This window comes from Salinimicrobium sp. CAU 1759 (assembly GCF_054482715.1).
Genome location: NZ_JBTLRK010000001.1, coordinates 2344858 through 2366264 on the forward strand (window position 1 = coordinate 2344858; position 21407 = coordinate 2366264).

Genomic DNA, 21407 nt, shown 5'->3' on the forward strand with positions numbered 1-21407 from the left:
TGGCTGGACATTTTTATTTTTAAATCTTTCCGCAGAAGAGGTCTTAAAAATGACATTTTTGGGATGTATTATCAGAATGCTTTGCAAATTAAAAAGTAGCCTGATTGATCTTCAGTCTTAATTTTCGCATATAGTCTTCCTTAAGCCAATCCCGATAGTTCTTAGTACTGTTGCTAATGCAATAGGAGTATTTTCTTATCCTGTAAGCAATATCCTCCTCCAGCTCCTTTGCCAACAGCCTTGCATCAAAGACATCTTCACTGTTTTCCACACACATGCGGGTATGCTGTTCAAGAGAACGCTCTAACACGGTCTTGGACTTAAGTCCTTTTTTGATGATGTCATCATATTCATCATCAACATTGAACGATACATCTTTGGTATTGGAAAATTTTTTTCGCAGTTCTTTCGGCATTTCATATTGAAAGTTCTGCTCTATCTCCTCATCACTTATAAGATTTTCCAGGAAGTAATCGGGTGATCTAAAGATCTGTTTCCAGTCAATTGGTGCACTCCAAAGTCCGAAGCGGGCTGCATTATTACCCAGATCGATTACAGTGAATTCAGTTTTTCCCGGCAGTACCCTGGAACCCCGCCCTATCATTTGATAGTAAAGCGTAAGTGATTTGGTGGCGCGATTTAGAATAATGGATTCCACAGTGGGTTCATCAAATCCTGTAGTAAGAATACTTACTGAAGTAAGAATGGCATCGGGTTTTTTCTTGAACCAACGCAAAATATCTTTCCGGTCCTGCTTACTCGTTGTATTATCAAGATGCCTTATCTCGAGACCGGCATTCCTAAAGGTCTCATAGACCTCTTTTGAAGTATTGATACCGTTGTTGAAGATAAGGGTTTTTTTGCCCTGGGATTTTTCCATGTAGGCGTCCAGAAGTTTTTCCTGCATGTTAAAATTGGAGTACAACTCTTCTGAAGATTTTACAGTGTAATCTCCATTGATACCAACCTTTAAAGTAGAGAGCCCCACATCAAAACTATATGTGTTGGCTTTTGCAAGAAATCCTTTGGAAATGAGACTGGATATAGAATCTCCTACGATAAGTTCCCGGTAATTATCTTTCATGGGAAGCTTAATATTGGAGCTAAGAGGAGTGGCCGTAACTCCCAGAATAAAACACTTATTGAAGAATTTGAATAGCTTCCTGAATGAGTTATAGTGGGCTTCATCTATGATCACCATTCCCAGATTCTCAAGCTCCACCTTTTCATCATTCAGGCGGTTGTTCAGGGTTTCAACCATTGCAACAAAGCACATATACTCATTTTGATCTGGAAGCTCTTTTATACTGGAATTAATGATCTTATTGTGAACCCCAAACCCTGTAAGCATACGCGAGGTTTGCTTACAAAGTTCTATACGATGCGTGAGGATAAGCACCTTTTTATTAGTACGCTGAATGTATTCGCGAACAATTTGAGAAAAGATCACCGTCTTACCACCACCGGTAGGCAACTGGTAAAGGAGGTTGTAACGTTCCGGATGAGCCTCGAGCACCTTGAATATCTTATTGATATCCTCCTGTTGGTACTCGTAAAGTTCCTTATCTATTTTCTTTTCAACTATCCCAAATGTATCCTGCGCCATTCAATTATTTCTTTCGATTGCAATTTTGCAAAAATAGCTGAAATAAAGGTTGAAGCAAAATAAACCAACACAAAATGGAAAAAAACAAAATTCCACTTTTAACAATCCGCTGATTTTAAAATAGTTAACTTTGTGAAAGCTGTATACCACCCCCTTTTACCTGATTTGAATAAAAATTGGAAGTATGTTGACGGAAAAAAAAAGGAGGAAATATGCAGGTAATCTTGGCAACAATAAATTGCTTAAGGATCTTCCTGAAAATGAGTTGTTAAACCTGTTAGAGGAACTTGAAGAGGTCGTTTGGCCTAAGAGCACCTGTAGTATTTATAAACAGCGTACCTCTAATTTTTTTCATTTCATAATCTCGGGCCGGCTAAAGGTCTACCAGATCGATCAACACACCGGCAGGGAGTTCACCTTCTTCTTACTGAAGAAAAATGATGCCTTTGACACACTTTGTCTGTTAGACGGTAATGAACATGATGTTTATTATGAAACTCTTGACAGGGTGGTACTCTTATCTCTTCCCATGAACAGAATGAAAAATTGGGTTCTTGAGCATCCGGAGATCAATAAAAACCTGCTACCATACTTAAGTAATCAAATGAGAACGTTAGAAACCTATGCTTCCAATGTGACTCTAATAGATATTTCTACCAGACTGGCCAGATTAATCTTAAGCAATATAAATGCTGAATCCCAGGAACTCGAATTGATTAATGACCTGTCGAATGAAGAACTTGCAAATCTCATAGGATCTACCCGGGCGGTTGTGAACCGTCACTTACAGGAGTTCAAAAATGATGGAATTATAAGCCTGGGAAGGAACAAAGTTGAGATCAAGGATCTGGACCTGTTGCTCTCGAAAGCCAACAATAACGGGGCCTCAGCACATTAACATTTAACACGATATGCTACCTGGGTAGTATTTGGTCTTATATTCTCATAGTAACTTTACCATATATTAATCTAAAATATATGTGCTATGAAAAAATTAATCATTGGAATTTTCCTGTTAGCTTTTATTGCAACAGGTAATTCACAGATTTTATTAGACGAAGCTAAAGTAGACTATAAAAAAGCTTCTATGAAATTGGATCCCGCAACTCAAACTTTAGTTATTCATATTCCGGAAAAAAAGGTTGGCGAATTTGGAAAAGACCCGTTGATTTTCATGAAGAATAATTTTGATGTAGAATCATTTCTCAAAGATAATGCAGATCAAGATTTTGCTGAATTCCAGGTGAATTTTGTTAGTAATAAGGGATATATGACCGCAAGATTCAATGGAGACGGGGACCTAATTTCATCTCAGCAGAGATTTAAAAATATGAGGTTACCGCAAGATGTTCAACTGGAAATAGCGCAGCTTTACAACGGAGCAAACGTATTGAGCACAAAATCTTTTGCGCAATCAAAAGGATGGATAATTGATAAGGAATATTACAAAATAAAACTGGATGATGGCGAAAGAACCAGGAGAGTTCGCATCGACAGAAGGAACGATCGCCTTTCTATAGCTGGTCTATAAGGTTTTATGTAAGCTAAAACAAGGGACAACTAAAATTACTTTTTTGACACTTTGGTAGCTTTAAACATTTCGGTTTGTTTGGAGGATAAAAGGTTGAAGTAGAAAAGTAGTCATAGGCTGTCCCTATTTTTTTGTAAACAGATCTGACGATAAATAGCGGTCTCCCCTGTCACAAATTATGCTCACCACCACTCCCCCTTCCAGTTCATTACATAGTCTTACTGCAGCCGCCGTTGCACCTCCGCTACTCATACCTGCAAAAATTCCTTCTTCTTCGGCCAATCTTGCTGTCATGGCACGAGCCTCGGCCTCTGTCACCTCCAGGATCCTGTCAACCTTCTGCCGGTCAAAAATGGTGGGTAAATACTCCTTAGGCCACTTCCTTATTCCGGGGATACGCGCCTCATCATCTGGCTGTACTCCTACGATCTGTACATTTGGATTTTTTTCTTTAAGAAAAGTAGATGTACCCATGATCGTACCTGTAGTTCCCATAGAAGAAACCAAGTGAGTGATCTTTTGATTGGTATCCCTCCATATTTCGGGTCCTGTGGTGTGGTAATGAGCTTTCCAGTTATCATTGTTTCCAAACTGGTTAAGCATAAAATAGTTACCTTCCTTTACCTTGGCCTCGGCAAAATCTCTGGAGCCTTCAATTCCACCCTCGGCACTTGTGAGAATAACTTTGGCCCCATAAGCCCTCATGGTCTGCACCCTTTCTGCAGTTGAATTTTCGGGCATGATAAGTTCAATGTTGAGCTTTAACAGTCTCGCCACCATGGCCAGAGCTATACCGGTATTCCCACTGGTAGCTTCAATCAATTTTGTCTCTTCTGTAATTTCTCCTCTTTCCAGTGCATTTTTGATCATGTTGTAAGCAGGTCGGTCCTTTACACTACCTCCCGGATTTTGTCCTTCCAGTTTGAAATACAATTCGACCTTGGGATTATCTATCAGGTTTTGAGCTCTCACAAGTGGAGTGTTTCCAATAAGATCTAGTACTGTTTGATTCATTTTTGAAGGTTTTTTATTTTTATCACCGGGTCGTGCGTAACAAAAGAGTTTGGGGGAACTGAGCGGGTTAGCCATGCATTTCCTCCAATAATTGTATTTGCTCCAATCACTGTTTCTCCTCCCAGGATAGTAGCATTGGCATAAATAGTGACATTATCTTCAATGGTAGGATGCCTTTTCTTATTCCGCAGCCCACGCTCCACATATAGAGCACCTAAGGTCACCCCCTGATAAATTTTCACATTGTTCTTTATCACGGTTGTTTCTCCTATTACCACGCCGGTAGCATGATCAATAAAAAAGGAATCTCCAATTTGCGCCCCGGGATTTATATCTGTTCCCGTCAATTTATGAGCACATTCGGTCATAAGCCTGGGAACCAGGGGCAGGTTCATTTTGTAAAACTCATGGCTAAGCCGGTAAACCGCAATAGCAAAAAATCCGGGGTAAGAAAGATAAACCTCTTCCACCGAGTTGGCTGCAGGATCGTTATTGGCTATCGCTACAGCATCAAGATTGATCCTTTGAAGAAGGTCGGGTAGTTTGGCGCAGTATTCCCCCCAGATCTCTGAACAGGATTTTCCCGGCTCCCAACAAACCAGATCTGCCAGCTCTTTAAAATCCACTTTTAACCTTTCAAGATTTCCCTCGACAGGGGAATCCTTGTCAAAAAGAGTATAAAACAGTTTCTGAGTAAAGGCTTCAGCTTTTTCCCTGATCTTAAACCTCAAATTGAGATTTTCTTTTTGAGCTTCAATTTGTTTGATAATTTCCCGGTGGTCCATACAGATATCTTCTTTTGTAAAATTACTAAATAGGATCTCAAGCACACCCAGGTTTTACAATCTCTTTCGTACAAAAAACTTTAACTACAAAAGAAAGGTTAAAAATACAGCACTTAAACCAGTTGTTTTTCAAGGTGTTGTAAATTTAAATTGTTATTAATCAAAAACCTTATTATCATGGCTCAAGAAGAAAAAAAATCAAACCAAAAGCAGGACTCTGCTAAAAAGCAAGATCAAAAAGCAGATCAAAAAGGAAGACAACAAACTAAAAAGTAAGATTGTCTTAATATTACATTTTAGTATGTTTTCAGGCCACCTCCAAAGGGTGGCTTTTTTCATTCCCGAGCATTATTCTTTTTAACCCTTCAGTTATTTCCAGGAGCCACTGTAGTCGGTCCCTTATTAGCTGGACTTCCTGCAACTTCTCCTTGACATCTTCCTTTTCATTGTCTTTCTCTGGATGCAGGTCCAGAAGTTCTTGATAGAGATTTTTATAAAAGAGAGTGGCTTTCCGGATATTTTTCGTGTTCACTTCAACATTTGCTTCTACATTGGATAGAACCGAAAGATTAGCCTGAATGCTATGCATATAATTCTCAAAATGTTTCGATGGCCTCGTAGTAGGACTGGACCTAATGAAGGTACCCAAAGAAGCTGTGGCCGATAAGAACTCCTGATTCAAGGAGACAAGTCTGAAATATTTTTCCAACATTGACTTCTTTGTTCTTGGCTCCTGTGCCATCCTTTGGAAAGCTGCATTGAGATCCCCTATAGCCAAAAATGCTTTTTTTCTAGCCAGCCTGTAAGAAACCGGCAGAGTAGTTTTGCTGAAATAAAACGATTCTACCTCCTTTAAAAAACCTGCATTAGCCACTAAACTCTTTTTTAGGAAATTCTCAATGGTACTGTATTCCCAGGTGGGCCAAAGAAATTTTGTTCCAAGAAAAGCCAGACCTGCACCAATTCCTGTATCGAGCACCCGGTATTCAATGACCTCAAGTACGTTGGATCTTAAGAGGCTATAGACAAAAACCACGTTCAATGTAATAAATGCAGCTGCCGTTTTATAATTTCTTTGGATCATGGAGTGGGCTAAAATCAGGAAGATCACCGATAGAGTTCCATAAAAGATCCGGCTTCTTATGAGAAGGACCAGCACAACTGCAATCGCTCCACCTATTAATGTTCCGTAGAGCCTTTGTTTAAATCTTTCGCGGGTAAGGGCATAACCGGGTCGCATTATCACCACCGCAGTGAGCAGGATCCAGTAGGCATTTTGCATGGCAAAAAGTTCCCCTGCTGCGTACCCCAGTACCATGACCACCGTTAATCTTAGGGAATGCCTGAAAATTGGAGACTTAAAATCAAAATTGTCCTGTAAAGTTTTAAAGTTGTAATCCGGAGTAGTTAAAAACCTGGTAGCATCCTTTAATCTTAGCTTCAGGTCTTCACTTCCCTCCCATTCCTTCATCAACCTTTCCAGGGAAAGTACCTTTTGATGCTGCTTGTCTTTAAAGTTGAACAAGTTGATCAAAACCGGCAGCACGTCCTTTTCAGCATCCATTTCTTTAGACAATTCGTATTCTTTTAAACGCCTAAGAACTTCCTCTCTTTTTTCCTTGAGGTCTGTTTTGTCTAAAAAATAAGCTTTGCGCAACAGGCTTTCTCCAATCGCTCTAAGATGGGCAGCCATTATTTTATTCCACTCCTGAATGAGATGGATCTTATGCTCATGGACAGAAAAAAGCTCCTTCATCTTAAGGTAATTAACGGGATTCGCCATTCCTAATTCCAGGATATCCACCAGCTCCATAAAAATTAAAAGCCGCTTTCTCACCATTCCCGACCTTCCGAAGTTCCTCCTGCGATTAATAACCAGTTCTCTAATGATCTCATGCTTTTCATTGAGGGTAGTTTGAAGCTCAAACAACTCTTTTTCCTTTTGTTCTCTGCGTTGGTCCTGAGGGCTAAGAAGCTGCGATTTAATTTCCAGGTATCTTGCCGTAAGCTCAAAGGTTTCGGCTAAAAGAGCATCAGTCTCCCGTCTTTGAAAAAGGTAATGAAGCAGAAGCGTAAATAACAGGAACCAAACACCTCCCGCACCTATCCAAAGAGCGTGCATAATGATACCTCCATCAGAAGCCACTTGAGCCATACTGAGCACAACAGCAAGTAAACCCGAAAAAGAAATTAGGGAGGCTCTAAAACCAAAAACCGAGATCATTGAAATATGAAATATTTGCAAAATTAAAACCGGAACAAAGAGAAGTGGATCTATAAGTGCAAACCCGGTAATTACAGTCGCCAGAACAGCTATTACAATAGAAAAGCTGATCCCCACTACCCTTCGCCTCAAACTTCCAGGAACATCACTGGGAGAGGTCAAAAGCACACCTACAGCCATGGCTATACCAATATCTATGTGGTCCAGAAATGCCATTATGACAAGCGGGATAATAGCTGCCCCTGCAAAGCGTAGACCTTTTGAAAATTCGGCAGTCTTAAGAAGCTGGTAAAAGGAATGTAATTGCCGGTATAGATACAATTCTGCTGTGTTTTCTGCAAATTTAGCTGGCTTCAACGAGTAAGACAGTTCTTCTGGAGAAAAAAATATACCCTTTAGGAGAATTTAACCTTTAATTAGTATCTCAACTTTGGTGAGACTCTCTTGTGGTCGTAATTTTAAGTTTTAAGAAAGAGCCTGCAGCAACAGGGCTTTAGAAACAATAAACAAATAAGATTACTATGAAAATATTAATGGTTCTTACGTCCCATGATAAACTGGGAGACACGGGAAAAAAAACGGGTTTTTGGGTAGAGGAACTTGCTGCCCCTTATTATGTTCTTTCAGATGCTGGAGCCGATATCACATTGGCTTCTCCAAAAGGAGGACAACCACCTATTGATCCTTCCAGCACTACAGAAGATGCCCAGACCGAAGCTACCAGGAGATTCGATAAGGATGAGGACTTAAAGAAAAAACTTTCCTCCACAAAAAAACTGGAAGAAGTAGATGCTTCAGATTTTGATGGTGTTTTCTATCCCGGGGGGCATGGACCGCTCTGGGACCTGGCCAACGATCTCAAATCAATCTCCCTAATAGAAAAGTTCAATGACCAAATGAAACCAATGGCATTTGTGTGTCATGCTCCGGCAGCTTTAGCCAATGTTGAAGACCACAAGAAACCATTGGTAAGAGGTAAAAATGTTACAGGTTTTGCGAATTCTGAAGAAGACGCCGTGGAACTGACCAATGTAGTTCCATTTCTTATTGAAGATAAGATGAACCAATTGGGAGCAAATTTTAGCAAGGGAGAGGATTGGAGCTCTTACGTCCTGGTAGATGGAAAATTGATTACCGGACAAAATCCTGCCTCTTCAGAAAAGGCAGCAAGAGAATTGCTCCGTTTACTCCAAAAATAATTATCTATTCATATGGCCGAAAAAGAAAGATCTGTCGCCCAGGTAATAAAGGAACATGAAGCTTCGGGCACTTATTTTGATGTTGACGGGATAAAGACCTTTGCCTTGAAGTATGGCCGGGGAGAAACCGTACTGTGCCTTCACGGGGTGCCCACCTCTTCCTTTTTGTACCGCAAGGTTCTCAGATCCCTTGAAAAAAAAGGCTATAAAGGTGTAAGTATTGATATGCCGGGATTAGGTCTTACAGACCGTCCTGAAGATTTTGACTACTCCTTCTCGAATCTGGCCGATTTTCTTTACAAGGCAGCCAAAGCTCTTAAATTAAAGAAGTTCCACCTAGTGGTTCACGATGTTGGAGGTCCAATTGGTTTTGCTCTTGCCGCCAGGCACGCTAATAGAATAATGTCACTCACAATTTTAAATTCCTGGGCAGATGTTGTAAACTTTAAAAAGCCGGTAGTTATGCGGCCTTTTGAAAAGAAAGTCCTTGGTGAAGCCGAACTTAAAATGATCACTCACCTCACCTGGCCGGTTATGTTCAAACAAATGGGGGTAGAGAACTCATCCCGCATTAGCTTGTCTGAGATCAATGCTTATGTTGATCTCCTAAAAAGAAATGACCATGGAAAGGCATTTTTGAAGATCATGAGAAGCTTTGATCATTCAATTCAATTTAGAGATGAATGTTATAAAGCGGTACAGAGTAAGGAATATCCGGTACAGGCCATATGGGGTGCCAAAGATCCGGCGCTACAGCTCGAAACTTATGGTGAAGAAATAAAAAAAGTGGCCGATTTAAAAGAGATCCACACCCTAAGATCACGGCATTTCCTCCAGGAAGAGGCCTGGCTGGGAATCGCAGATAAAATTGTAGACCTTGCGAAATCTGTTCACCTGAAGACACAAAAAAAGGAGGCTTAAAAACCTCCTTTTTGACTCAATATCTCAAATTATTTTTGTGGTGGCTTTGTTGGCCGGATCTCGATCTTACTCGGCAGCGCCCGCTGATTCATTTTTAGAAGGTCTACCACCAGTTCACCAATATCTTCGATCTGGATTTTCCATGCATCTGCATCCCCGGGAGTGTGATCATTAAAATGGGTAGCTACAGATCCCGGCATTATTGTGGTTACTTTGATATCATAGTTCCGCAGGTCAAGCATAGCTGCCTGGGTAAATCCTGTCACTCCAAATTTACTGGCATTGTAGGCAGAACCACCTGCAAAGAAATTTGTACCTGCCAAACTTGAGATAGTGAAAATATACCCTTTACTTTTCTTTAGTTCGGGAACAGCTGCTTTAAGGCTGTAAAAAACGCCTGTGAGATTGGTGTCTATGGTTTGTTGCCATTGCTCTGGTGAAAGCTCTTCAATAGAGCCAAAATGCCCCACTCCTGCGTTTGCGACAAGAACATCGAGCTGCCCCCATTTCTCGGTTAGTTGTTTAATGGCTGCTTGCTGGCTCTCGAAGTTCCGTACATCAGCTTCTATTCCTATCACCTCCCCTTTTCCGTTTTTACTGATCTCTTTTGCAGCTTTTTCGGCTTCATCACGATGCCTGCTGGTGATCCCAACTTTAACTCCCATAGAGGAGAGCGCAGCTGCAACACCATACCCAATTCCTTTACTACCTCCGGTTACGAAGGCTACTTTATTTTCTAAATTCTTCATTTGTATAAAATTTTCAGTTTAAAGCTAGTAATTATGCAGGCCAATTAGGGATTGGAACCTTTTAAGATATTGTTAATTCTTCGGGTAGCGTAAGCCTTCAGAAAAATTTTTAACTTCCGTAGAGAAAATCTTTAAAATTACTAACACAAATTACAGAGAGAAACAATTATCTTTGCCCACCTTCCAAAAAGAGCTAAATGTGAGGCTTTTCAGGAAGTTTTGGTTTAATCTTTTATAAAACACTAAACACATTGGAAAATCCTAAGGCACAAAAACTTCTGAATAAAATACAACGCGACCTTATGCGTAATGGCATTATCAATACCATAGTAGAAGATTTGAAGGAGTTAAGGCCATATGCCGTAGAGGAAAAAAGTCCTTTACTTGCGAAGGTAATTAGGCTCACTTATGAGCACATCGAGACTTATCAAACCTTTGATATTCCAATTCCTGAAGATGAACCTGTTGAAGGATTTGAGGAAGAAACAGAAGAAAACGGTGATTTTGATCCTGCAGAAAGCCTGGATTATCTTCTTTCACTTATGGCAGAAGCCAAAAATAAGATCAATGCTCTTGAACTAAGAGAGTATAGCAACAGCCTTACTGCATACGCCGAAGAGAATTAACCTTTTGTTTTGCTGAAGTGGCTCAATAATTGAATATATTATTGCAAGCTTTTAAGGAAGGAAAAGAATATGAAAAAGAAAAATGAGGTTGTCTTGAATAAAAAACCCCGCTGGAAATTACTTCACCAATACTATAATTACACAGGATTTTACAAGTTTGTAGGTAACAGTGTCAAAAAGGCCATTTTGCCTATTGTTCTTTTTATTGCAGCTATTTTTGCAATAAATGAATATGTTATCAATATCAACAGTATTCTGGTAACGGTAACGGAGACTTATTCACCTTTTGGGATCCTTGCTGTTTTTCTTGCTTCAGAATCCATTTTTCTAGGAATTGTCCCTCCAGAACTTTTTATAGCCTGGGCAGGTAAATCTACCATGCCGGTTGGCTATTTAAGCCTGCTCGCCCTTGCATCCTATCTGGGTGGAATTATTTCATATTGGATGGGCAAAGCTATTACTAAGATCCCTGCTGTACATGAGGCTTTGGAGACCAAAATGGCCAAGCACATTAAGAACACTCAAAAATGGGGTGGATTTCTTATTGTTGTAGGTGCTCTTTTGCCTATCCCTTTTTCGATGACAAGTGTAGCTGCAGGAATTATTAATTATAAGTTCAGATATTACTTGTTATTCGGACTTTTGAGATTTATCAGGTTCTATGGATATGCCCTGGTAATATTTAAAATTGTATAGATTGTAGTAACAACTACAATTCCTATTAAATCCCGTATTTTTGAGAGACCTTAAATACGGGATTTTTTATGGGCCATGATCACCATCATCACCACAGATCAAGCAATAACCTCAAACTTGCTTTCTTTCTCAACGCTGCCTTCACTGTTTTTGAACTCATCGGCGGATTTTATGTGAATAGTGTCGCTATAATTTCAGATGCAGTTCATGATCTGGGAGATACGCTTTCTTTAGGTACTTCATGGTACCTCCAGAACAAATCCCGGCAAGGTAGAAATTACAAGTTCAGTTTTGGCTACAAAAGATTTTCACTTCTCGGGGCTTTAATTAACAGCCTGGTACTTTTGGCAGGTTCTGTTTATGTGATCACCGAGGCTATTAGCCGGCTTGTAGAACCGGAATATTCCGATGCCGGAGGAATGCTCATTTTTGCCCTTTTTGGAGTAGCAGTGAATGGTTTTGCGGCGTGGAAGCTATCCAAAGGCACTTCAATAAATGAAAAGGTTGTCTCCTGGCATCTCATAGAAGATGTACTTGGGTGGGTGGCTGTCTTAATTGTCGCAGTTGTATTACATTTTTACAACACCCCGTATCTTGATCCCGCTCTTTCCCTTTTGATCACGCTCTACATCTTATACAATGTTTTTAAACGCCTCAAGGAAACACTTTTCATATTTTTACAGGGTGTTCCAAAGGAAGTAAATCTTGAAGAAATTGAGCAGAAACTAAAGGCCATTCCACAAATAGAATCTCTTCACCACACACACCTATGGTCTCTTGAAGGAACAGACCATGTTTTTACTACCCATATTAAATTGAAGAACATCACCCGATTCCAGCAGCTGCTGGATGTTAAACGTGCTGTAAAGGATGTACTGCAGGAATATAAGTTCGACCACTATACTATCGAAACTGAACTTGATGAAGAAACCTGCGATCTTTTGTAGGCGCTTAACGTATCTGGCTAAACCTGATGTTTAGCTCCCTTTCAAACTGGCGTAGTTTTTTCAGCTCATACTGGTTTACCAGAGCAAGAGATAATCCCGTATTACCGGCTCTTGCAGTACGGCCACTGCGGTGAGTATAGTACTCAGTTTGATCTGGTAACTGATAATGAACTACAAATGCGAGATTAGCCACATCAATACCTCTGGCTGCAACATCTGTAGAAACAAGAAGTCGCAAATTCTTACTCTTGAAAGCCCGCATCACTTTATCGCGATCCTTTTGAAGCATATCTCCTTCCAGCAGTCCTACTTCGTGATTCTTGGCGATGAGTTGTTTGGCAAGGGTTCGTGCAGCGGTCTTGGTTTTAGTAAAGATTATTCCACGTTTTTTGCCCTGACTCTTCAGGAAGTAAGCCAGAGTATCTAATTTACTGTTATCATCTCCTGAGACGAACTGGTGTTGAATTCCGGTGTTTACAGCATCCTGCTTGTCTACACTAACGCGCCTCGCTCCTTTGTTGACGTACTTATTGATGATCTCATTAAGATCCTGGGGAATTGTAGCTGAAAATAACCAAACATTCCTTTCTTTTGAGGCAGTCACTTCAAGGATCTTTGTAAGGTCTTGTTTGAACCCCATGCTTAGCATTTCATCTGCTTCATCCAGAACCAGTGTCTTTATAGTTCTTACATCTACAGCTTTACGTTTCATAAGGTCGATCAATCTTCCCGGCGTGGCCACAATGATCTGGGTTGGTCTGTTGAGTCGGGCAATTTGTATATCTATCTTTTCACCGCCGTAGACCGCTTCTGTAAACACTTTATCAGTGTATTTAGTGACCTTAAAAAGCTGCTTCGCTATCTGCTGTCCCAGCTCTCTGGTTGGTGCTAGGATCAAAGCCTGCACTTCATCTTTTGCAGGGTCTATTTGTGCAAGAATAGGAAGACCAAAAGCTGCAGTTTTCCCGGTACCTGTTTGGGCCTGCCCAACGAAATCCACACCTCCTTCGGTCAATACGGGAATTGCTGCCTCCTGGATCTTTGTGGGGTTGATTATTCCCATCTCATTTAATCCTTTAATAAGGTCGTCAGATACTCCCAGCTCTTTAAATGTCATCATTAAATTTTTTGCGAAGATAAGGTATTCCCATTAACAGGAACTTAGAACTTCAAATATATCCCCAAGCCGCTCCAGCTCTTAGTTTGTCTTGTAAACTTCTTAAGACTTTAATAATCTGCATGTTAAATTGAAGCTAAAGCAAAAATATCAGCATAAAAATTAGGAATTTATCATTAATTTGGTGGTATAACCACTAAAAAAAGAAACATGCTGACTATCATTTTGAATATCCTATTACCTCCTTTAGCCGTTTATCTAAACCATGGAGTAGGAACCACACTTTTGATAAGCATAATCCTTACGTTGATAGGGTGGTTGCCTGGAGTTATCCATGCTTTTATTGTAAACTAATAGAAGTAAAAACTGTCTAAAATGTAATTCCCCTCAATGTTTCCAAGGTGAGAGATTGGAAGCATCGACCTTCTCTAAAGAAGGTATCCACTAAGTTTGAATTAGCCTTTAAGCTTATATTTTAGACAGTTTTTTATTTATTCTTTTTCTGTCTTTTCTTCAAGCTTTTGTTGCCATTTCCATGCACTTCCTAATGCATCTTCAATGTTATACTCAGCTTGCCACTTAAGCACTTCATTAGCTTTAGTAGTATCTGCATAGGCAGCTATAACATCTCCTTCTCTTCTATCGGCAAAACTATATGGAAGTTGCTTACCTGAAACTTTTTCAAAGGCTTTAATCGCTTCCAGAACCGAATTACCTTTTCCGGTTCCCAGGTTAAAGACCTCGTAATTGCTTGTCTGCTCATTATCAAGCAACCTCTCAAGTGCTACGACATGAGCTCTCGCAAGGTCCATCACGTGAATATAATCCCTAATACAGGTACCGTCAGGCGTAGGGTAATCATTCCCCCAAACCGAAAGCTTATCTCTTTTTCCAGCAGCTGTTTGAGTGATGAATGGCACCAGGTTCTGCGGAGTACCTATTGGCAATTCCCCTATATTGGCAGATGGATGTGCACCAATTGGATTAAAATATCGAAGGGAAATAGCATTTAACTGAGGCAGCACTTTACAGGTTTCAGAAATGATCTCCTCCCCAATTTGCTTCGTATTTCCATAAGGAGATTCAGCTTTTTTTACCGGTGCACTCTCGGTAATAGGCAGTTCATCTGCCTGCCCATAAACAGTACAGGAAGAGCTGAAAATGAATTTTGGAGCCTCCTTTTCTTTCAACTGCTGCAAAAGATAGATGAGTGTATTAAGATTGTTTCCATAATAAAGCAAAGGGTTTTGCACACTCTCGCCCACTGCCTTTGATGCAGCAAAATGTATCACTCCTTCTATTTCCTGATATTTTTCAAAGAATTGCTTTACAGCTTGTTTATCCCTAAGATCAAAATTTTCAAATTGTGGAGAGATGCGGGTGATCTTTGTGATCCCTCCCAGAACTTCAATAGAAGAATTGGAAAGATTATCAATTATAACTACCTCAAAACCTTTTTCCTGAAGTGCCACTACAGTGTGAGATCCAATATATCCCAATCCGCCGGTGACAAGTATTTTCTTGCTCATTTTCTTTTTTTCTGAATAATCCGCAATTTAAGAAATTAGGATTGAGAAACACCAGAGTTCCCAGCAATTTAAGGCAGATGAACATTTGCTTAAGATATTGCGTTCATCCTCATTAATTAAGCTAAATTTAGGTAGAGATAATCCTTAAAATTTGATGACAATCCCACCTTCAAATAGTTGCTTTTGAAGTATATTTGCACCCAGAAAAAAGAAGACAATGTCATTAGAATTACAGGTAAAAATCTTTAGATGGATCAGTATATTTGAAGGAATTTCTTTCCTCGTTCTATTGTTGATCGCGATGCCGTTGAAATATATATGGGATGCTCCCGAAATGGTACGCATTGTAGGTATGGCTCACGGCTGGTTATTTGTAGCCTACATAGCCGGAGCTTTTTATTTATACAGACCCCTTAAGTGGAAGACCAAAACTTTGGCTATTGTTTGTTTAAGTTCCGTTTTGCCTTTAGGTCCATTTTATGTAGAGAAAAAATATCTCTAAAACAATGAGAGAACAGATACGGGAATTTGGAGGATTTTTAGCTAATTATTTCATTGAACAGGGAATGGATGTGGATCTTGCCCATTTCCTCAACATGCTCATCAACATTGCAATTGTTTCTGTTCTTTGGTATGTCATTCATTACATCACAAAGAAGCTTGTTCTTACCTCGTTCCAAAACTTCACCAATAAAACGAAAACTACTTTTGACGATTATTTGGTTAAAAGTAATTTCCCACGTTATGTAAGCAATATTCTCCCGCTACTGCTACTCATTCTTACCATTCCGGTTGTATTTGAGGATTATCCGAAACTGCTCAACATCTTTGAGAAGTTGGTGGATATCTACATCATAATTCTCATAGTATTTATATGCCGAAGTCTGCTGCGTACTACTACCGAGTACATGAAGAGGCATGAGCGATATCACGACAAACCTATTGAGAGCTATACGCAGGTACTCATGATTATTATCTGGGCAATAGGCTTCATGTTCATTTTTTCAGAAATCACAGGAAAGTCTATTGTTGGTTTTCTGGTTACTTTGGGAGCGGCTTCAGCAGTTATTTTATTGATTTTTAAAGATACCATCCTGGGTTTTGTGGCCAGCATCCAGGTTTCGGTAAATGATATTGTTCGTATTGGAGACTGGATCACCTTCAGCAAGTATGGAGCCGATGGTTTTGTAACTGAAATTAACCTTGCCACGGTAAGGGTACAGAACTGGGACAACACTTACACCACTATTCCCACTTATAACCTTATTTCCGATTCCTTTCACAACTGGCGTGGAATGCAGGAATCACCGGGAAGACGCATCAAACGTTCCCTTAACATCAAACAAAATTCCATTAGGTTTGTCAATGATGAGGATATTAAAAAGTTTGAAGAGTTTGGTTTGATCGGGCCTTATATAAAGGAACGGCAGGAGGAAATAAATACCTATAACCAAAAATTAGAGATAAATAAAAAGCACCTTATTAACGGAAGACATCAAACCAACCTGGGTGTATTTAGGCAGTATGCACTTTCGTATTTAAAGTCCCACCCAAAGATCCATCAGGAAATGACGATGATGGTGCGACATCTTCCTCCAACAACTCAGGGCATCCCTATCGAGATCTACTGCTTTAGTGCCGATAAACGCTGGGAATTCTATGAAGCCATTACAGCCGATATTTTCGACCACTTAATAGCTGCTGTTCCTTATTTTGATCTACAGTTATTTGAATCTCCTTCGGGTGACGACATTGTGAAAGCTCTGAAGCCTTTACAACTCAATTAAAAAAAGAGGCTTGAAAAAGCCCCTTTTTAGGTGGATACTATCTTAGATTTCTCCGATCATCAGGATCGTAATCAACAGTCCTTTCGCTACGCCGTGTTCTTAGATTTCCATCGCTGTCGTAGTAAGAAGAATGCTCCCGATCAATATAATGGCTGTCAACATAATCACTTCGTAAGCTTTTTACGCCGGCAGCTCCACCCGCAGCAGCGACAATGGCACCGAGAAGCAGGGCGATGAATAAATAAAGAGCAGCATCGCCCATGGCATCAGTAATATTGCCCGCTGTTTCCTGCGCCTGCTGTTTCACTTGCTCAAGAAACTGCTCTGATTCTTTGCGAAGATTTTCATACTCAGCCGCATAATTATCAACCGCTCTTCTGGCTTCACCCTCACTCATATCTGTTCTCTCGGTCAAAACATTCACAAGAGCTTCTTTATCCAAAGCTTCCCAGGTATCTTCAAATTCGTTTCTCGCATTGCTAAAGATCTGCTCGACCTCGGCATCTAACCTACCGGGGGTTCTGGCAGCCTCTCGCGCCTGCTGCCCTGCACTTCTAACAACATCTTCGGCCCGACTTTCAATTCGCTCCGGATCTAATTCCGCCTTCTGGGTATCTTCAAGTAAACTGTAAAATTCCTCTTTGGCTTTTTGCAGGCTAATATTGAGTCTTTGGTTTTGCTCCTGGCTCATTTGCTGCTGGCTCTGCTGTTGTTGGTCACCTCCTGAGGACAAAACACTGCCAATCGTATTTCCAACTCCGGAGATTATTCCACCTACAGCTGAAGTTACCAGCCATGCAGAAATAAAGGTATATAAGGCCCAGGTCATTATTCCCTGCACAATTCCGCTTTTATGATAAAAAGAAACGCCCACTCTTGCTGCGACGTATCCTCCAATAAATAAAGCAATAAGATTTGAAGCGATCCACCAAATAACACTTCCGGTCCCAAGACCACTCAAAGGACTACTCTCCTCTGCGGGTTCAATTGTGCCAAAGCCAAAAGAAAGCCCCAGCAGGTTCAAAAGAAAAACAATCGAAAGAATGCAGATCACTCCCGCAAAGATTGCTCTCCAGGAAATCCCTTTTCTGGGCACTGCATTATGAGAATTCAATTCGACAAGTTTATTCATGATTACTTATTTTTGGTTAGTTAAGAAGAAGCCTATCTCCTTCTTTATTAGCTAGATAAACACAAGATAAGCAGTAAAATCTCCATTCTTTCTTAAAAAAAATTAAAGATTTTCTATTTCACGGCTCTGGTAGGAGGTGAAAAACCTAATTTAGAAGAGAATTTAAAGTCGTTTTCTAAAATTGAATTAACCCCAAATAATTCCTTATGACATTAAAAAAATTTCTTCAGGCATTTGGAATCATTGCTGTAATTCTCTCACTTTTTCCCTTTGTGGCTGCCGATTACTGGTGGATAAGAATGTTTGATTACCCCCACGTGCAGCTTACAATCCTTACTTTGGTTGCCCTGCTGGTGTACTTTTTTAGATTTGATCTGCACAATTGGAGAGATTACACATTCGTCATTGTACTTGCAGTTTGTTTCCTCCTCCAATTAACAAAGATCTATCCCTATACACCGTTTGCAAAGAATGAAGTAAGGTATCATACAGCCGCCGATCCACAGCATGGATTGAGCATACTTGCCACGAACGTACTGCAGAAGAATGAGGAGTACGACCGGGTGGTTGGTGAGATCTTTAAATATGATCCCGATCTTCTCATTTTTACTGAAACAAATACAAAGTGGCAAAATGAATTGAGAAAGCGGCTCAAGAATTATGACTACAACTACCGCATGGAAATGCCACTCGATAATACCTACGGAATGCTGGTTTACTCGAGGTTAAAACTCCTTGATGCAGAGATAAAATTTTTATTGGAAGACAGTATTCCCTCCATGCATACAAAGCTGGTGATGCCTTCCGGGGAATTGGTGGAACTTCATATCATACATCCCACACCGCCTATGCCCCCGCACGATGCGTCTTCTACTGACAGAGATGCGCAAATGATGATAGTCGCAAAAATGGCTAAAGAATCAAAACTTCCGGTGATCGTTGCAGGAGATTTCAACGACGTCGCCTGGTCTGAGACCACTCAGCTTTTTAAAGATGTAAGCGGATTACTGGATCCCCGCATTGGGCGAGGTTTCTATAATACCTATAATGCAAACAGCTGGTTAATGAGATGGCCCCTCGATCATTTATTTGTTTCAGATGAATTTCGATTGGTAACGATGGAAGTGGGTGGTGATGTTGAATCAGATCACTTTCCCCTTTATGCAAAACTTAGCCTGGAACCGGGGGTAAGAGCAGTCCAGACTACTAAACCCGCCAGTGAAAAAGTATTAAAGGAAGCAGAAAAACAGATCGAAAAAGAAGACAAAAAGGATCAAAAAGAAAAAGCTGAAGGCAAGGAATAGCTAGTTCTTAAGCCGGTCTTTTACATATTCTATCTGAGTTTTTCCGTGAGGTTTGGCCTTTCCTTTTTCATCCAGAGACACCATCACGATCTTTTCAATACTAATAATGACTTCCCTGGTCATTTTATTTCGTACTTCACAGCGCAGGGTGATGGAGGCTGTACCAAATTTGACCACATCCATTCCAATTTCTATGATGTCCCCCTCTTTTGCTGAGCTTTTGAAATCTATTTCACTCATGTATTTGGTCACCGTTCTCGAATTTTCCAGCTGAATAATTGCATATAAAGCAGCTTCTTCATCTATCCATTCTAAAAGTCGGCCGCCAAACAATGTTCCGTTAGGATTTAGGTCCTGGGGTTTTATCCATTTTCGGGTATGAAATCTCATAATTTTTATTCTAAGGATGTTCTGAAAAATACACTTTTTGAGCCAGCTGAAGAATTTCTGAATGATCAAAAGCAAGTTCGGGAAGATCCTTAAGCTCAAACCAAGAAGCTTCTACCGCATCGTCATTTCCTCTCACCTCTTCCTCCCGGTCCACTTCTCCCCAATAGGTAATACTGATGGTTCTGCCTCGGGGATCCCTCCCCGGAGTCCCAAAAGTGTGTAATTGTTGCAGCTTTTGAACCTTTAGACCGGTTTCTTCTTCAAGCTCTCTCCTCGCACCATCTTGTAATGGTTCTTCATCTTCTAAGAAGCCACCGGGGAGCGCCCATTGATCTTTAAAAGGATCTTTTTTTCGCTTTACCAGGAGGACCTTTGGTTTATTACCATTCCTGAAAAAGATCACACAGTCTGTAGTTACTGAAATATTCTGTTTAGCCATAAATTCTTTACTTAAAATAAACCGTTTGAATATTTACAAATTCCCGTATCCCGAATTTTGATAATTCTCTTCCGTAGCCCGATTTTTTTGTTCCCCCAAACGGAAGCCGCGGATCACTCTTAACCAGCTCGTTCACGAAAACAGCGCCATCTTCTATTCGCGGGATCAACTTTTCTGCCTTCTGCTCATCTGTAGTAAACAAGGAGACACCGAGCCCGAACTTTGTGCCATTGATAAGTTCAATCGCCTCGTCGTATGATCTAAAAGTGGTAATGCCAATGGCTGGACCAAAAGTCTCCTCCCTAAACATTGGCATATTTGGAGTGACGCCGGCTAAAACAGTAGGTGCGTAAAATGCCTTTTTTCGCTCCCCTCCTATCAAGACCTTCGATCCCATTTCCACCGATTCATTTACCTGTTTCTCGAGATCCTCCGCCAGGTCTTCTCTGGCCTGTACCCCAATGAAAGTGCCCTCATCCATTGGATCGCCGGACTTTAATTCCCTGACTCTGTCAACAAATAATTCCGTGAATTTTTCTGCAATGTCTTTATGCAGTAAAAGTCGCTTTCCGGCAATACAACTTTGTCCGGTATTTTGGAAGCGGGCCTGCACACAGGTTTTTACCGTCTCTTCGAGATTGGCATCATCAAAAACCACCAGGGCATTACTTCCACCCAATTCAAGAACAGATTTTTTGATCTCCTTACCGGCAGTTGCAGCCACAGAACTTCCTGCTCCCTCGCTTCCGGTAAGGGTAACGGCCTTCACTCTTTTATCCTTTACTACCTCCTCCACATTTTTACTGCCAATGACCAAATTCTGGAAACAACCTTCAGGAAAACCGGCCCTTATAAAAACTTTTTCCAGGTTCTTTCCACACATCATCACATTGCTGGCATGCTTCAACACCCCTACATTCCCGGCCATTAGCGCCGGCGCTGCAAATCGAAATACCTGCCAAAAAGGGTAATTCCAGGGCATAATTGCCATGATCACTCCAAGGGGAGCATAGTTGACATAACTTTTCACGGCATCTGTCTCGATCTCTTCAGAAGCTAACTGCTGCTCTGCATTTTCTGCATAATATTCGCATACCCATGCACATTTTTCTACTTCAGCAATGGCCTGCCTTATTGGCTTCCCCATTTCTTTAGTTATAACCTCGGCATATTCCTGTTTATTCTTCCGCAGCTCTTCTGCAGCTTTGAACATAAGTTTCGACCGAAAAGAAAATGAGGTAGTTCTCCATTCCTTAAAAACAGCTGTTGCTTTTTCAAGGGCCTGGTCAATATCTTGAGAGGATGATTCCCTGTGTTCCCAAAGAGTTTCTCCGGAATAAGGGTTTTTAGAAAGGATCATAAAAATGGCTTTTTTTAAAGGTAAAAAGAACTCATAAGCAAGAGAAATTAT

22 protein-coding genes are annotated in these 21407 nt (G+C 40.5%); 11 read left to right on the forward strand and 11 right to left on the reverse strand.

What is annotated here, in order from left to right; translation table 11 throughout:
- Positions 1-88 precede the first annotated feature (88 nt).
- Positions 89-1606: a DEAD/DEAH box helicase gene (locus tag ACXYMT_RS10550; protein WP_459059041.1), complete on the reverse strand. Its 1518-nt coding sequence runs from the start codon at positions 1604-1606 to the stop codon at positions 89-91.
- Positions 1607-1790: 184 nt separating this feature from the next.
- Between ACXYMT_RS10550 and ACXYMT_RS10555 the strand changes: the two genes are divergently transcribed.
- Both ACXYMT_RS10555 and ACXYMT_RS10560 read left to right on the forward strand, forming a co-directional pair.
- The gene (locus ACXYMT_RS10555; RefSeq protein ID WP_459059042.1) at positions 1791-2504 is read left to right on the forward strand and encodes a Crp/Fnr family transcriptional regulator; all 714 of its coding nucleotides are present in this window, start codon (positions 1791-1793) and stop codon (positions 2502-2504) included.
- An 87-nt stretch (positions 2505-2591) separates the two neighbouring features.
- Complete coding sequence (locus ACXYMT_RS10560) at positions 2592-3137, forward strand: hypothetical protein (protein ID WP_459059043.1); 546 nt, start codon at positions 2592-2594, stop codon at positions 3135-3137.
- A gap of 123 nt (positions 3138-3260) precedes the next feature.
- On the opposite strand, the gene cysM is transcribed toward ACXYMT_RS10560, so the two are convergent.
- From cysM to ACXYMT_RS10575, 3 genes are all read right to left on the reverse strand, one after another.
- A complete protein-coding gene (cysM, locus tag ACXYMT_RS10565) occupies positions 3261-4151 on the reverse strand; it encodes a cysteine synthase CysM (protein ID WP_459059044.1) in 891 nt (296 codons plus the stop codon).
- The gene (epsC, locus tag ACXYMT_RS10570; protein ID WP_459059169.1) at positions 4148-4936 is read right to left on the reverse strand and encodes a serine O-acetyltransferase EpsC; all 789 of its coding nucleotides are present in this window, start codon (positions 4934-4936) and stop codon (positions 4148-4150) included. Before epsC ends, cysM begins: the two co-directional genes overlap by 4 nt.
- Positions 4937-5243: 307 nt before the next feature.
- Positions 5244-7517: an FUSC family protein gene (locus ACXYMT_RS10575; protein ID WP_459059045.1), complete on the reverse strand. Its 2274-nt coding sequence runs from the start codon at positions 7515-7517 to the stop codon at positions 5244-5246.
- Between the two features lie 164 nt (positions 7518-7681).
- Here ACXYMT_RS10575 and ACXYMT_RS10580 point away from each other — a divergent pair, with 164 nt between their 5' ends.
- Both ACXYMT_RS10580 and ACXYMT_RS10585 read left to right on the forward strand, forming a co-directional pair.
- Complete coding sequence (locus tag ACXYMT_RS10580) at positions 7682-8359, forward strand: type 1 glutamine amidotransferase domain-containing protein (protein WP_459059046.1); 678 nt, start codon at positions 7682-7684, stop codon at positions 8357-8359.
- Between the two features lie 12 nt (positions 8360-8371).
- Positions 8372-9280 (forward strand): alpha/beta fold hydrolase, encoded by a 909-nt coding sequence (locus tag ACXYMT_RS10585; protein ID WP_459059047.1) that lies wholly within the window; start codon positions 8372-8374, stop codon positions 9278-9280.
- A gap of 29 nt (positions 9281-9309) precedes the next feature.
- On the opposite strand, the gene ACXYMT_RS10590 is transcribed toward ACXYMT_RS10585, so the two are convergent.
- Positions 9310-10029, reverse strand: a complete 720-nt coding sequence (locus ACXYMT_RS10590; RefSeq protein ID WP_459059048.1) for an SDR family oxidoreductase — start codon at positions 10027-10029, stop codon at positions 9310-9312.
- Positions 10030-10280: 251 nt separating this feature from the next.
- On the opposite strand from ACXYMT_RS10590, the gene ACXYMT_RS10595 reads away from it, so the two are divergent.
- The 3 genes from ACXYMT_RS10595 (at position 10281) to ACXYMT_RS10605 (ending at position 12298) form a co-directional block, all read left to right on the forward strand.
- Positions 10281-10655 carry a hypothetical protein gene (locus tag ACXYMT_RS10595; protein ID WP_459059049.1) on the forward strand — a complete coding sequence of 125 codons (375 nt, stop codon included), beginning with the start codon at positions 10281-10283 and terminating at the stop codon, positions 10653-10655.
- A gap of 69 nt (positions 10656-10724) precedes the next feature.
- Positions 10725-11351 (forward strand): YqaA family protein, encoded by a 627-nt coding sequence (locus ACXYMT_RS10600; protein WP_459059050.1) that lies wholly within the window; start codon positions 10725-10727, stop codon positions 11349-11351.
- Between the two features lie 68 nt (positions 11352-11419).
- Complete coding sequence (locus ACXYMT_RS10605; protein ID WP_459059051.1) at positions 11420-12298, forward strand: cation diffusion facilitator family transporter; 879 nt, start codon at positions 11420-11422, stop codon at positions 12296-12298.
- Positions 12299-12302: 4 nt separating this feature from the next.
- Here ACXYMT_RS10605 and ACXYMT_RS10610 read toward each other — a convergent pair whose 3' ends face one another.
- The gene (locus ACXYMT_RS10610; protein ID WP_459059170.1) at positions 12303-13415 is read right to left on the reverse strand and encodes a DEAD/DEAH box helicase; all 1113 of its coding nucleotides are present in this window, start codon (positions 13413-13415) and stop codon (positions 12303-12305) included.
- A gap of 210 nt (positions 13416-13625) precedes the next feature.
- Here ACXYMT_RS10610 and ACXYMT_RS10615 point away from each other — a divergent pair, with 210 nt between their 5' ends.
- Positions 13626-13769, forward strand: a complete 144-nt coding sequence (locus ACXYMT_RS10615; RefSeq protein ID WP_093112854.1) for a YqaE/Pmp3 family membrane protein — start codon at positions 13626-13628, stop codon at positions 13767-13769.
- Between the two features lie 137 nt (positions 13770-13906).
- Here ACXYMT_RS10615 and galE read toward each other — a convergent pair whose 3' ends face one another.
- Positions 13907-14944 carry a UDP-glucose 4-epimerase GalE gene (galE, locus tag ACXYMT_RS10620; RefSeq protein ID WP_459059052.1) on the reverse strand — a complete coding sequence of 346 codons (1038 nt, stop codon included), beginning with the start codon at positions 14942-14944 and terminating at the stop codon, positions 13907-13909.
- 217 nt (positions 14945-15161) lie between these two features.
- On the opposite strand from galE, the gene ACXYMT_RS10625 reads away from it, so the two are divergent.
- The gene (locus ACXYMT_RS10625; RefSeq protein WP_459059053.1) at positions 15162-15446 is read left to right on the forward strand and encodes a DUF3817 domain-containing protein; all 285 of its coding nucleotides are present in this window, start codon (positions 15162-15164) and stop codon (positions 15444-15446) included.
- Between the two features lie 4 nt (positions 15447-15450).
- The gene (locus ACXYMT_RS10630; RefSeq protein ID WP_459059054.1) at positions 15451-16731 is read left to right on the forward strand and encodes a mechanosensitive ion channel family protein; all 1281 of its coding nucleotides are present in this window, start codon (positions 15451-15453) and stop codon (positions 16729-16731) included.
- Positions 16732-16768: 37 nt separating this feature from the next.
- Here ACXYMT_RS10630 and ACXYMT_RS10635 read toward each other — a convergent pair whose 3' ends face one another.
- On the reverse strand, positions 16769-17863 hold the full coding sequence (locus ACXYMT_RS10635; RefSeq protein ID WP_459059055.1) for a hypothetical protein: 1095 nt from the start codon (positions 17861-17863) through the stop codon (positions 16769-16771).
- A gap of 206 nt (positions 17864-18069) precedes the next feature.
- Between ACXYMT_RS10635 and ACXYMT_RS10640 the strand changes: the two genes are divergently transcribed.
- A complete protein-coding gene (locus ACXYMT_RS10640) occupies positions 18070-19167 on the forward strand; it encodes an endonuclease/exonuclease/phosphatase family protein (RefSeq protein ID WP_459059056.1) in 1098 nt (365 codons plus the stop codon).
- Here ACXYMT_RS10640 and ACXYMT_RS10645 read toward each other — a convergent pair whose 3' ends face one another.
- Genes ACXYMT_RS10645 through ACXYMT_RS10655 form a run of 3 tightly spaced genes read right to left on the reverse strand, consistent with a single transcriptional unit; the run spans position 19168 to position 21356 of the window.
- The gene (locus ACXYMT_RS10645; protein ID WP_459059057.1) at positions 19168-19557 is read right to left on the reverse strand and encodes an acyl-CoA thioesterase; all 390 of its coding nucleotides are present in this window, start codon (positions 19555-19557) and stop codon (positions 19168-19170) included. It abuts the gene before it with no gap.
- A 10-nt stretch (positions 19558-19567) separates the two neighbouring features.
- Positions 19568-19996: an NUDIX domain-containing protein gene (locus ACXYMT_RS10650; RefSeq protein WP_459059058.1), complete on the reverse strand. Its 429-nt coding sequence runs from the start codon at positions 19994-19996 to the stop codon at positions 19568-19570.
- A 7-nt stretch (positions 19997-20003) separates the two neighbouring features.
- Positions 20004-21356 (reverse strand): NAD-dependent succinate-semialdehyde dehydrogenase, encoded by a 1353-nt coding sequence (locus ACXYMT_RS10655; protein ID WP_459059059.1) that lies wholly within the window; start codon positions 21354-21356, stop codon positions 20004-20006.
- Positions 21357-21407: the final 51 nt, after the last annotated feature.